The organism is Hypericibacter terrae, assembly GCF_008728855.1.
GTDB lineage: Bacteria > Pseudomonadota > Alphaproteobacteria > Dongiales > Dongiaceae > Hypericibacter > Hypericibacter terrae.
The window spans coordinates 4,033,171-4,045,054 of sequence record NZ_CP042906.1 but is presented as its reverse complement, the minus strand read 5'-3'; the positions used below and the strand labels follow the sequence as shown (position 1 = coordinate 4,045,054).

Genomic DNA, 11,884 nt, shown 5'->3' with positions numbered 1-11,884 from the left:
CCTTGATCCTCAGAGTACATCGCCATGGCCTCCGCTCCCTTCCCCCATCTCTTCTCGCCGATCCAGGTCGGCCACGTCACGATCAAGAACCGGATCCTCTCGACCGGCCACGACACCAGCATGCCGACCGACGGGACGGTCAACGAGAAGCTGATCGCCTATCACAAGGCGCGGATCGAGGGCGGCTGCGGGCTGATCGTGATGCAGGTGGCGGGCGTGCATGAGAGCGCGCGCTACACCTCGCATATCCTGATGGCGACCACGGATGCCTGCATTCCCGGCTATCGGAAAGTAGCGGAGCTCGCTCACGCCCATGGCACGCGGATCTTCGGCCAGATCTTCCATCCCGGCCGCGAGATCATGGAAAGCCAGGATGGCAGCTTGCCCGTGGCCTATGCGCCCTCGGCCGTGCCCAACGAGCGCTTCCATGTCATGCCGCAGCCTTTGTCGCAGCGCCTGATCGACGAGATCGTCGCGGGCTATGCCGGGGCGGCCGACCGTCTCAAGCGCGCCGGCATGGATGGCTGCGAGATCGTGGCGAGCCATGGCTATCTGCCCTCGCAGTTCCTCAATCCGCGCCTTAATCTGCGCGAAGACAAATATGGCGGCAGCTTTGAGAACCGGCTCCGCTTCCTGCGCGAGGTGGTGACGGCCATCCGCGCCAAGGTCGGCCGCGACTTCGTGGTAGGCCTGCGCATCTCCGGCGAAGATATGGACCATAACGGCCAGACGGCCTCCGAAGCGCTCGAAGCCTTGCTGGCGCTCGATGCGGAGGGTGCACTCGACTATTACAACGTGATCGCCGGCTCGTCCGCCAGCATGCAGGGCGCGGTGCATATCGTGCCGCCGATGATCGTCCAGACCGGCTATGTCGCGCCCTTCGCCGCCACGGTGAAGGCGAAGGTCAAGAAGCCGGTCTTCGTCGCCGGCCGCATCAACCAGCCGCAGATCGCCGAGCAGATCCTGGCCTCAGGGCAGGCCGACATGTGCGGCATGACGCGGGCGCAGATCTGCGACCCGCAGATGGCGAACAAGGCACAAGCCGGAAAGCTCGACGACATCCGCGCCTGCATCGGCTGCAACCAGGCTTGCATCGGCCATTTCCATCTGGGCTATTCGATTTCCTGCATCCAGCATCCGGAGACCGGCCGCGAGCTGCAATATGACAGCCAGCACCGGCAGCCTGCGGCGAAGAGGCGCAAGGTGATGGTCGTGGGCGGCGGCCCCGGCGGCATGAAGACCGCGGCGGTCGCGGCCGAGCGTGGCCATGACGTGACCCTCTATGAGGCGGCGGAGCGGCTGGGCGGTCAGGCGCTGCTGGCCCAGCTCCTGCCGGGGCGCGCCGAGTTCGGCGGCATCGTTACCAATCTGACGCGCGAGCTGGAGCGCGCGGGTGCCAGGGTCGTCAAGCGCACCCGCGTCGATCGCGCGCTGGTCGAGCGCGAGAAGCCCGACGTGGTGGTGATCGCCACCGGCGCCGAGCCCTATCTCCCAGAGATCGAAGGGGCCGCGGAAAGTGGCCATCTGGTCAATGCCTGGCAGGTGCTGAAGGGCGAGGTCAATGTCGGCAGCTCGGTCGTCGTCGCCGACTGGCGCTGCGACTGGATCGGCATGGGGCTGGCCGAGAAGCTGGCGCGCGATGGCTGCAAGGTCCGGCTCTGCGTCGACGGCCTCCATGCCGGGCAGCGCCTGCCGCTCTATGTTCGCGACAGCTGGAACGGCATCCTGCACAAGCTCGGCGTCGAGGTGACCAACTATGCGCGCCTCTATGGGGTCGATGGCGACACCGTCTATTTCCAGCATGCCACCAGCGCCGAGCCGATCGTGCTCGAAGGCATCGACACCGTGGTGACGGCGCTGGGCCATCGCCGCGTCGCCGGGCTCGATGACGAGCTGGTCGGCTGGAAGGGCGAGGTCCATATGGTGGGCGACTGCGCCACGCCGCGCACGGCCGAGGAGGCCGTATTGGACGGGCTCAAGGTCGGTTCGGCCATCTGATCGCAATTTTTCACAGGATTTCACACTGCGACATCCCCGCCGCTGGCCTACGGTTGACCGCAACAGGAAAGACACCGATGATTTGTTGAATTGAGTCGTCGCGGGATCGAGGATGCTTCGCCCGCAACGAATGCAGCCCCCTTGCGGAAGCGCCGAACCGCTCCCCTGAGCCACCCGGAGCCAGCCATGCAGTCCCGACGCGGCGATGCTGGACGACCGACCAGGGCCCGGGGCCCGGCCCGGGAGATCGCGGTGGCGCTGACCCTGAAGCTGGTGGCCCTGGGGGTCATCTATGCGCTTTTCTTCAGCCCCTCGCAGCGCCCCACGATCGACGCCGAACGCGTCAGCGAGACCCTGATCGGGCCGGCTCCTGCCGGCACGGGCTCTGCCCCCTCATCCGTTTCCCTGCCAACCCCGTCTGACGAGGTGCGCCCATGATCGATAGCGGTCTGGTCGAGTTGTCGCGGCTGCAGTTCGCGCTCACGGCCCTCTATCACTTCCTGTTCGTGCCGCTGACGCTCGGCCTCTCCGTCCTGATCGCCATCATGGAGAGCGTCTATGTCATGACCGGGCGCACCATCTGGCGCGAGATGACGAAGTTCTGGGGGCTCCTCTTCGGCATCAACTTCGCCATGGGTGTCGCGACCGGCATCACCATGGAGTTCCAGTTCGGCACCAACTGGGCCTATTACTCGCATTACGTCGGCGACATCTTCGGTGCCCCCCTCGCGATCGAAGGTCTGATGGCCTTCTTCCTCGAGGCCACCTTCATCGGCCTCTTCTTCTTCGGCTGGGACCGGCTCTCCAAGCTCGGCCATCTGATCGTCACCTGGGCCGTCGCCATCGCCAGCAATTTCTCGGCTCTCTGGATCCTGATCGCCAATGCCTGGATGCAGAATCCGGTGGGTGCCAAGTTCAACTACGAGACCATGCGCATGGAGCTGACCTCGTTCCGCGAGGTCATGTTCAATCCCGTGGCCCAGGCGAAGTTCGTCCATACGGTCAGCGCCGGCTATGTCACCGGCTCGATCTTCGTGCTGGCGATCGCCGCCTTCTATCTGCTCCGGCGCAACCATGTCGAGTTCGCGAAACGCTCCATGACCGTGGCGGCCAGCTTCGGCCTCGCTTCGGCGCTTTCGGTCGTGGTGCTGGGCGACGAGAGCGGCTATACGGCGACCGCCAATCAGAAGATGAAGATCGCGGCGATCGAGAGCATGTGGCACACCGAGCCAGCGCCAGCCTCCTTTGCGGCCTTCGGCATCCCCGACCGCGAAGCGCGCGTCACCCATGCCGAGATCAAGATCCCCTGGCTCCTGGGAATCATCGCCACGCGCAGCTTCGACACGCCGATCCCCGGCATCTTCGAGCTGGTGGAGGACGCGAAGGGACGCATCCAGAACGGCATTCCTGCCTATACGGCGCTGCAGACCCTGCGGGCCGATCGCGGCAACGAGGAGGCCAAGGCGGCCTTCGCGATGCACAGTCCCGATCTCGGCTATGCGCTGCTGCTCAAGCGCTATACCGACGATATCGCCAATGCCACGCCCGACCAGATCGACCAGGCGGCCTGGTCGACCGTGCCCGACATTGGGCCGCTCTTCTGGGCCTTCCGTTTCATGGCGGGGCTCGGATTCTATTTCATCGCGCTCTTCGCCGTGACCTTCTATCTCTCGGCGCGCCGGCAGCTCGACCGCTACAACTGGCTCCTGCGGATTTGTCTCTGGAGCCTGCCTTTGCCCTGGGTCGCCGCCGAGTTCGGCTGGATCGTCGCCGAATATGGACGTCAGCCCTGGGCCATCGAGGGCGTGCTGCCGACCTTCCTCGGCGCCTCCTCGCTCCATTCGGGCCAGGTGCTGTTCAGCCTGCTGGGATTCGTCCTGTTCTATTCGACGCTCGCCGTCGTCGACGTGTTCCTCATGCTCAAATACGTCAAACGCGGGCCCATCATCGACGAGACTGGCGAGGCAGGCGGGCTCACCCGGCCACCCGGCCGGGCTCCCATGACGACGCGCCGCCGCGTCGCGACGGCGCGGTGAGGGAGGAACCCCATGCTCGATTATGAAACGCTGCGCCTGATCTGGTGGCTGCTGCTGGGCGTGCTGCTGATCGGCTTCGCCATCATGGACGGGTTCGACCTGGGCTCGGCCTTCCTCCTTCCGATCGTCGGCCGGACCGACATGGAGCGCCGTGTCGTCATCAACACGGTCGGGCCGGTCTGGGAAGGCAACCAGGTCTGGTTCATCGTCGGCGGCGGCTCGATCTTCGCCGCCTGGCCGCCGCTCTACGCGATCAGCTTCTCCGGCTTCTACATCGCCATGATCCTGACCCTCGGTGCCCTCATCCTGCGGCCGGTCGGTTTCAAGTTCCGGTCCAAGCTCGAGCACACCCGCTGGCGTACGGCCTGGGACACGGCGCTCTTCATCGGCGGGCTGGTGCCCTCGATCGTCTTCGGCGTCGCCGTCGGCAATCTCCTGCTGGGCGTGCCGTTCCGCTTCGACTCCTCGATGCGGGCGAGCTTCGAGTTCGGATTCTTCGATCTGCTCTCGCCCTTCGGGCTGCTCTGCGGCCTGCTCAGCCTCTCGATCATTGCAACCCAGGGCGGCGGCTGGCTCTCGGTCAAGACCGATGGCGTGGTCCAGGCCCGCGCGCGCCAGGCCGCGATGATCGCGGCCGCGGCGGCGATCCTGCTCTTCGCGGTCGGCGGCCTCTGGGTCGCCCGGCTCGACGGCTTCGTCATCACCTCGGCGATCGATCCCTCGCTGCCCTCCGACCCGCTCGCCAAGACGGTGACGCGCGAGGCCGGCGCCTGGCTCGGCAATTACGGCCGCCATCCCTGGATGGCGGTGGCACCGATCCTGGGATTCGCCGGCATGGCGCTGGCCCTGCTGATGGCCTGGGTACGGAAGCCCCTTGCGGGTTTCCTCGCCAGCTCGGTCGGCATCCTCGGCGTCATCTCGACGGCGGGCTTGAGCCTGTTCCCGTTCCTGATGCCGTCATCGAGCGATCCCGCCTCCAGCCTCACGGTCTGGGACGCGTCCTCGAGCCGTCTCACCCTCACGGTCATGCTGGTCGCGGCGGCGATCTTCCTGCCGATCATCCTGGCCTACACCGCCTGGGTCTATCGGGTGATGCGCGGCAAGGTGTCGGGCGAGCATGTCGAGCATTCGGATTCGGCCTACTGAGCCTCGGCGGGCAAGGGAGCAAACGATCATGTGGTATTTTTCCTGGATCCTCGGCCTCGGCCTGGCTTGTGCCTTCGCGATCCTGAACGCGATGTGGTTCGAGCTCGACGCCGATCGTCGCGCCAACCAGCCCGGAGAAACCAAAGGCGAAGCATGACCGGCGATAGGGAGGCCGGCCCTTATTATCGGGCACCTTCTTGCGCGGTACTCGACGGACGCGAGGTCGCGAGTGCAATCTGGGCCCTTCGCCGCCTAGGGCCGGGGCATGAGACCATCAGGAAACCAGTCCTCGATTCCGCCGGAGTTGCTCGACAAGCTCGATAAGCGCCTTGGGCGGCTGCATGCGCGCCAGCGCCTCGGCATCGAGACCGATCACGAGGTTCGCGTCTTTGGCGGCGGCCTCAATTTCTTCCATATCGAAAACTGGTATTCCGCGCCTTGGGTCATTCGTCTCGCCTTGCAGCTGACGGGCCTCTATGGCCGGGCCCGGCGCAATGCCGAGCGGGTGGAGATCCGGGAGAACCCGGTCCGCCTGCGCCGCCTGCCGAAGAGCTTCGGCGGTTTCACCATCCTCCAGATCAGCGACATGCATGTGGAGATGAACGAGGGCGCGATGCGCCGGCTGATCGAGCTGCTGCCGGGCCTCGCTTACGATCTTTGCGTCCTCACGGGAGATTTTCGCGCCCGGACCTTCGGCCCCTTCGACGCCATGCTCGAAGGACTGGCCCAGGTGCGATCTCATCTCAACGGCTCGGTCTATGGCGTGCTTGGCAACCACGACACGGTCCGCATGGTGCCGGGCCTGGAGGAGATGGGTATCCGCATGCTGCTGAACGAGTCCGTGCCGATCGAGCGCGGCGACGGACGCATCCATCTGGCAGGCATCGACGATGCGCACTATTTCAGAGTGGACAATATCGAGAAAGCTGCAGCTTCGGTCCCGCCTAACGAGTGCTGCATTCTGCTTTCACATACGCCGGAGATCTATCGCCAGGCGGCCCATGCAGGCGTCGACCTTCTGCTCGGTGGCCATACTCACGGCGGCCAGATCTGCCTGCCCGGCTCATTTCCGATTACGCTCGATTCCCATTTGCCGCGTTGGATGGGATCAGGAGCGTGGAGCTACCACGATATGGCGGGCTATACCTCGGTCGGCGTCGGCTCCTCCATCCTGCCCGTGCGGCTCAATTGTCCGCCGGAGATCACCTTGCACCGGCTCGAATGCACCTGAGCTCGGGCGGCGCGCTCGGGATGACGCCTAATAGGGGCGATCGCGCAGTCCGAACCTGAAGAGCAGGCGCGAGAGCAGCACCTCGCCGACAAAGAAGAGCAGGACGATCGCAAGGATATCCAGGAGCGTCAGCGCCAAGGCGCCGCGACAGGCCAGAACGGGCAGCAGGCACTCGGGAAACTGATCGAGCCCGCTGGCCTGGCTGCTGGAGGCCATGCCAAGCCGCCGCTTGATGAAGCTCGAGAGCAGATCGCCTATCATGGCCAAAATGCCCACGAGAACGCCGATCTTCCAGTCGAGCCCGATAAGCGGAGCGCCGGCGGTTGTCATCAGGATTGCCAGCAGGGCGCCGCGGATCGTCTTCGAGCTGCCGAACAGGGGGCGGCCGTCGAAGAAACGCAAGCCTCCGTCGATCGGCCGGGAGAACCGCCCATCCAGGATCTTCTTCGCGAACACCGGAGTGCCATTGGCGAGGGCCAGAAGGATCAGCATTTGCGCAATGGGCCAGGGCTGCATCGGAGTGGCCTCCATGGACGCTCCAGCGGCGATCTTACCCCTTTTTCTCCGGGGCCTTCTTGCGGACCGACCCGATCAGCTCGACCCAGAGGGCGGTCGCCGTCGCCTTGCCGTCATTGCGCCAGGAGAAAGGGACACCGGCGTCGAGCACGATCGCGTCGCCCTTGCCGAGCACGAACTCCTCGAGCCGTTCGCCGGTCTGAAAGGTGAGCGTGCCTTCCAGCACGAAGACGAAACTTTCGCCAGGCCGCACGAAAACGCCGCCGCTGCCCCGTCCCCGCGGCACATGCAGCAGCGCCGGCTCTAGATCGTGACTGCTGGGTGCGACCAGTTCCTCCCAGCTCACCCCTTCCGCCAGCACCGTTCGGGGGCGGTCCGCCACGCGCATCACGCGCTTCTTCGGATCGGCGGCGACGGCAAAGCCGCTCATGGCAATGCCGAACGCATCCGCCATCTTGGCGAGAACCTTGGTCGAGACGCCGGATTCGCCGCGTTCGACGGTCGAGAGGAAGGAACGCGAGATGCCGATCCGTTTGGCCGCGTCCTGCTGGCTCAGGCCATGCTCGATCCGCGCGCGCCGGATGCGCATGCCGGTCGAGGCCAGCTCGATCATGTCGGGCGACGCGGCGGGCCGGGCGGCCTGATGGTGCTGGCTGCGTCGCGATCCTGCCGCCAGCTCGGCGGCGCGCTTCACCATCTCGCCCGTGAATAGCCGCTGTCCCCCGTCGGTGCGGGTGGAGCTCAGCTGGCCGCGTTTCTCCCAGAGCCGGATGGTCTGGGTGGTGACGCCAGCCGCGGCGGCAACATCGCCGATCGGGTGGAGGCCCGCTTTCCGTCTCTGACGAACCATCGATTCGCTATTCTTCCCTGATTCCAGACGCCTTGGTGTCACAAGACAATGGCCCGCTCAAGCCGCGTTTGTGGGATCTTCGTTTTCTCAAATCAACCGATAGCCAGGCTGGCGCGCGTGGCATTATTATATTGACAGTAATAAAGTCAGACTTTAGCTTTCACCGTCAATTTTAGGTTTGGCGACCGATCGACCATCGCTCGGGATAAGCCATGCCAGCGCGGGAGAAAGCTCATGGTCACAGCGGAACAAGCGGCCGGTGAAGCCAATCAGGCCTTCGCCGTCGAACAGAACGGCATCAACCTCATTCCCGATTCCGAGCGCCGCGGCCATCCGCGTGAGCTTTTCTGGGTTTGGGCCGGCGCCAATCTCATTCTCACCTACATCATCGTCGGCGGCCTTCTGGCGGTGCTGGGCCTCACCACGGGGCAGATGCTCCTCGTCGTGATCGTCGGCAATCTGCTTTATTGGCTGATCGGCTATAACGGAATCCCCGGTGCTCGTGTCGGCACCGCGACCTTGGTCGTGAGCCGCGCCGCGTTCGGCCGCAAGGGCAACGCGGTGCCGTCCTTCCTCTCCTGGCTGACCGCGGTCGGTTGGGAAGCGGTCAATCTCGTGCTCGGCGCCTTCGCGCTCTATTCCCTGGTCGAAGGCTTCGGCATTCCGCTGGGCGTTCTGGGCAAGGCCATCCTGCTGGGCGTGCTCGCCGTCTTCACCTTCGGCGTCGCCATTCTCGGCCATGCGACCATCGTCTTCATGCAGCGCATCTTCACCTGGGCGCTGGGTCTGGCGATGCTGGGCCTCATCCCGCAGGTGCTGAGCTATGCTCCCGCCACGGCCCCCGCGGCCCCGGCCGGCGCGGATATCCCCACCTTCCTGATCGCGCTCACCCTGGTGGCTGCCATGCCGATCAGCTACGCCAACTGCGCCGCCGACTACACGCGCTACCTGCCGCGCAATGCCAGCGGCGCCGCGATCACCTTCTGGACCTTTCTCGGCTCCTTCATTCCGGCGGTGATCATTACCGGGATCGGCTATATGGCCGCCCGCGAGGTCGATCTCACCGATCCGATCGGCGGCTTTGCGCCAATTCTGGCACCCTGGTACTTCAAGCTCTTCGTGCTGCTGGTGATCGGCGGGTCGATCACCAACAACTTCATCAACACCTATAGCTCGGGCATGTCGCTGCTGGCGATGGGCCTCAATGTCTCGCGGCCCAAGGCGATCATGATCGACGCGGTGCTGGCGACGGCCGCTTCGGTCTATGCGATCTTCTTCTATGATTTCACCAGCACCTTCATCGCCTTCCTCTCGCTGATGGTGGCCTGGATCGCGCCCTGGTGCGCCATCTATGCCATCGACATCTGGCTGCGGCGCGGCCGTTATGATGGCGCCAGCCTGTTGTCGGCGGAGGGCGGGCGTTACCGCTACGCCAATGGCTGGCACCGCGCCGCCTTCATCGCGTGGATTGCCGGCGTGATCGCGGCACTGGCCTGCACCTCGGCCGACATGCTGAAATCGCCCTTCGCCGAGAACGTGCTCGGCGGCGCCGACCTCAGTATCGTCGCGGGGCTGGTGGTGTCCGGCCTGCTCTATTGGATGCTGGCCGGACGCGAGATTGCCAAGGCCTGAGCGTCCGGTCGCGCGGGGACGCCCGTCATGAAAGAGGATGACCGATCGTGGGCTTGCAGGTTGCCGATCACTGGTTCGAGTTGCGTCGCCTCGGTGACGGCATCACCTTCCTCTGGGAGCCGCATGTGGCGCCGCTCCTGCGCTGCAACATCTGGCATGTGCGGGGCCGGGACCGCGACCTGATCGTCGATACCGGCATGGGCATCTGCTCCTTGCGCGATTTCGCCAAGGACATCCTCGACAAGCCGGTGACGGCCGTCGCCACCCACGCCCATATCGACCATATCGGCGGCCATCACGAGTTCGAGGATTGCATCGCGCATGCGCTCGAGGCCGAGGGGCTGCGCTCGGCCGCCGGCGACTACACCCTGGCCGATCCCGATTTCGATCCCGAGGACATGGCGACGCTGCGCATTCCGCCGGTGCCCGACTACGAGATCGAGGGCCCGATGATCACGGCCCTGCCCACGGCGGACTACGACATCCAGAGCTTCCGCATCCGCCCCACGGGCAAGATCCGCGTGGTCGAGGAGGGGGACAGGGTCGATCTCGGCGACCGGGCCTTCGAGGTGCTGCATCTGCCCGGCCATTCGCCGGGCTCGATCGGCCTCTGGGAGCAAAAGACCGGGACGCTGTTTTCCGGCGACGCGATCTATGACGGCCCGCTCATCGACAATCTCCACCATTCGAGCCTGCCCGATTACATCCGCACGCTCCGCCGCCTGCGCGCCGTGCCGGCGAGGACGATTCACGCGGGCCACGAGCCGAGCTTCGGTCGCGATCGCCTGGTCGAGCTGGTCGACGAGCAACTCGCGCGGTGGGAGAAGCGAGGCTAGATCGATCCTCTTCTTTTCCCTTCCCCCTCGGGGGGAAGGTTAGGAAGGGGGAAGACGCGATTTCAGACAACGAGCAGCCCCCTCCTTAATCCTCCCCCTCGAGGGGGGAGGAGATAAGAAAAGAACCTCTACGGCAGCGCCACCGCCTCGAACACCGCCAGCACCGCGCCATACTCGTTCGAGAGCGTCAGATGCTCGCCGTCGATGTGCCACTGGCGGACCTCGTCGAGGGCCTTGAGGAACTCGCTTTCCGTGTCCATGCCCTTGACGCAGGCCATCTTGGTGGTGGCGGTCTGGCTGAAGCGCAGCTCGTTCTCCTTGAGCGTGTAGCTGCCGGTCATGCGGTTGCAGCCGGCATAGCCGGTAAGCCTGCGGTCCTGGGCCTGGAGCACGAGATAGGGCTCGCGCTGTCCCGGGGCCAGGACGATCGGCTGATAGGCGACGCGCGTGAGCTTCCAGTAGCTGTTCTCGAGCGGCGAGGTGGCGAAGCGCTGGCCGCAGGTCTCGCCCGGCCAGATATAGTTGAACCGCATGACCGAGATGACCGGCAGATCGCCCCCGGTGCCGGCCGGCGGCGTCAGCGAGATGCGGCCCTCGAGCTCGACCTTGAGCGGCTGCCCCGGCTCGTGCGGCATCTTGTTGTAGGCCGCCTCTAGCGCCGCATTGTCGTCCTCCTTCAACACGGCGAGCTTCATGCCGGTGCTGCATTCGGTAAAGATTCCGCCATCGTCGCCCTGGGCATACATGCCCGCGAGCGGTGCCGCGGGGTCGAGGGCGGCGAGCTTGTCGTCGCGCACCAGCTCGTAATTATGCTTCGAATCGATCTCCTTGCCGGTCCGGTCGAGCATACGCAGGTGACCGGCCGTCGGCAGCGAGAATTGCGTCGGCTCGCCGGTCTCGGGCGTCAGCACCAGACGGCCGCCCTCCGGCGGGACCGACCAGTTGCCGATCTCGTCATGGACCGTCTGGCGGCCCTCATAGACCATGCGCGAGAAAAACAACTGATCGGGCAGGAGATCGACCTGATAGCGAATGGCCGAGCAATTGGCGCAGGGAATCTCACCGGCGAAGCGCGCGGGCAGCGTGCCGATATTGGGATCGACGCCGGCGCTCCCGGCCGCCGCACCTCCGGCCGCGCGCACCAGCAGCAGCTTCGCGGGGCCTTTATGGGCCATGGTCAGGATCGGGTAGGCGGTGTCGGTGACGAACAGCACGTCGGTGCCCGACAGGATCCGCGCCCGCACCACATAGGTGTGGTTGGTCACGATGTCCTTGGGGTTGTAGGGAATCGCGAAATCGAAGGGCGGGTTTCCCAGATCCTCCAGCCGGGTCTGGCCGACGATGACGGCAGGCGCGTCGGCCTTCGACACATCCTCCAGCGTCGCTTCCAGCACCGTGCCCGGCAGCAGCGCCATCCGCTCGCGATAGCTGGCCGAACCCGTCACCACCGCGCCATGGGTGGCGCAGCCGGCGAGCAGGAGGACCAGGCAGAGGAGGGAGAATCGTTTCATGGCGGGCTGCCTTTTCGGTCACGGAACGAGGGGCCGGACAGTCTTGTTGGCGATCGCGAGCGCGTCGTCGGAGTATGGGCAGATTCTCGCCGCCGGAAAATAGTCTTTGGGCCTCTTGACGGCCGCCG

11 protein-coding genes are annotated in these 11,884 nt (G+C 65.3%); 8 read left to right on the top strand and 3 right to left on the bottom strand.

Annotated features, from left to right (window positions below; translation table 11 throughout):
* The first annotated feature begins 24 nt into the window (after positions 1-24).
* The 6 genes from FRZ44_RS18440 (at position 25) to FRZ44_RS18415 (ending at position 6,411) form a co-directional block, all read left to right on the top strand.
* Positions 25-1,998 (top strand): oxidoreductase, encoded by a 1,974-nt coding sequence (locus FRZ44_RS18440; protein ID WP_151178558.1) that lies wholly within the window; start codon positions 25-27, stop codon positions 1,996-1,998.
* A gap of 252 nt (positions 1,999-2,250) precedes the next feature.
* A complete protein-coding gene (locus tag FRZ44_RS18435; RefSeq protein WP_151178557.1) occupies positions 2,251-2,436 on the top strand; it encodes a hypothetical protein in 186 nt (61 codons plus the stop codon).
* Positions 2,433-4,034 carry a cytochrome ubiquinol oxidase subunit I gene (locus FRZ44_RS18430; RefSeq protein WP_191908176.1) on the top strand — a complete coding sequence of 534 codons (1,602 nt, stop codon included), beginning with the start codon at positions 2,433-2,435 and terminating at the stop codon, positions 4,032-4,034. The genes FRZ44_RS18435 and FRZ44_RS18430 overlap by 4 nt, the downstream gene beginning before the upstream one ends.
* 12 nt (positions 4,035-4,046) lie before the next feature.
* Positions 4,047-5,180 carry a cytochrome d ubiquinol oxidase subunit II gene (gene cydB, locus FRZ44_RS18425; protein WP_151178556.1) on the top strand — a complete coding sequence of 378 codons (1,134 nt, stop codon included), beginning with the start codon at positions 4,047-4,049 and terminating at the stop codon, positions 5,178-5,180.
* 28 nt (positions 5,181-5,208) lie between these two features.
* A complete protein-coding gene (gene cydX / locus FRZ44_RS18420) occupies positions 5,209-5,337 on the top strand; it encodes a cytochrome bd-I oxidase subunit CydX (RefSeq protein WP_151178555.1) in 129 nt (42 codons plus the stop codon).
* A gap of 108 nt (positions 5,338-5,445) precedes the next feature.
* The gene (locus FRZ44_RS18415; protein ID WP_225308332.1) at positions 5,446-6,411 is read left to right on the top strand and encodes a metallophosphoesterase; all 966 of its coding nucleotides are present in this window, start codon (positions 5,446-5,448) and stop codon (positions 6,409-6,411) included.
* 27 nt (positions 6,412-6,438) lie between these two features.
* Here the strand turns inward: FRZ44_RS18415 and FRZ44_RS18410 are convergent, their stop codons facing one another.
* Both FRZ44_RS18410 and FRZ44_RS18405 read right to left on the bottom strand, forming a co-directional pair.
* Complete coding sequence (locus tag FRZ44_RS18410; RefSeq protein WP_151178554.1) at positions 6,439-6,927, bottom strand: CDP-archaeol synthase; 489 nt, start codon at positions 6,925-6,927, stop codon at positions 6,439-6,441.
* A gap of 34 nt (positions 6,928-6,961) precedes the next feature.
* The gene (locus tag FRZ44_RS18405) at positions 6,962-7,777 is read right to left on the bottom strand and encodes a helix-turn-helix domain-containing protein (RefSeq protein WP_151178553.1); all 816 of its coding nucleotides are present in this window, start codon (positions 7,775-7,777) and stop codon (positions 6,962-6,964) included.
* Positions 7,778-8,011: 234 nt separating this feature from the next.
* Between FRZ44_RS18405 and FRZ44_RS18400 the strand changes: the two genes are divergently transcribed.
* Together FRZ44_RS18400 and FRZ44_RS18395 are read left to right on the top strand one after the other, a co-directional pair.
* Positions 8,012-9,409, top strand: coding sequence for a purine-cytosine permease family protein (locus tag FRZ44_RS18400; protein ID WP_151178552.1), 1,398 nt, complete (start codon positions 8,012-8,014; stop codon positions 9,407-9,409).
* A 47-nt stretch (positions 9,410-9,456) separates the two neighbouring features.
* Positions 9,457-10,245 carry an MBL fold metallo-hydrolase gene (locus tag FRZ44_RS18395; RefSeq protein WP_225308331.1) on the top strand — a complete coding sequence of 263 codons (789 nt, stop codon included), beginning with the start codon at positions 9,457-9,459 and terminating at the stop codon, positions 10,243-10,245.
* A gap of 128 nt (positions 10,246-10,373) precedes the next feature.
* Here FRZ44_RS18395 and FRZ44_RS18390 read toward each other — a convergent pair whose 3' ends face one another.
* Positions 10,374-11,756, bottom strand: a complete 1,383-nt coding sequence (locus FRZ44_RS18390; protein WP_151178550.1) for an META domain-containing protein — start codon at positions 11,754-11,756, stop codon at positions 10,374-10,376.
* Positions 11,757-11,884: the final 128 nt, after the last annotated feature.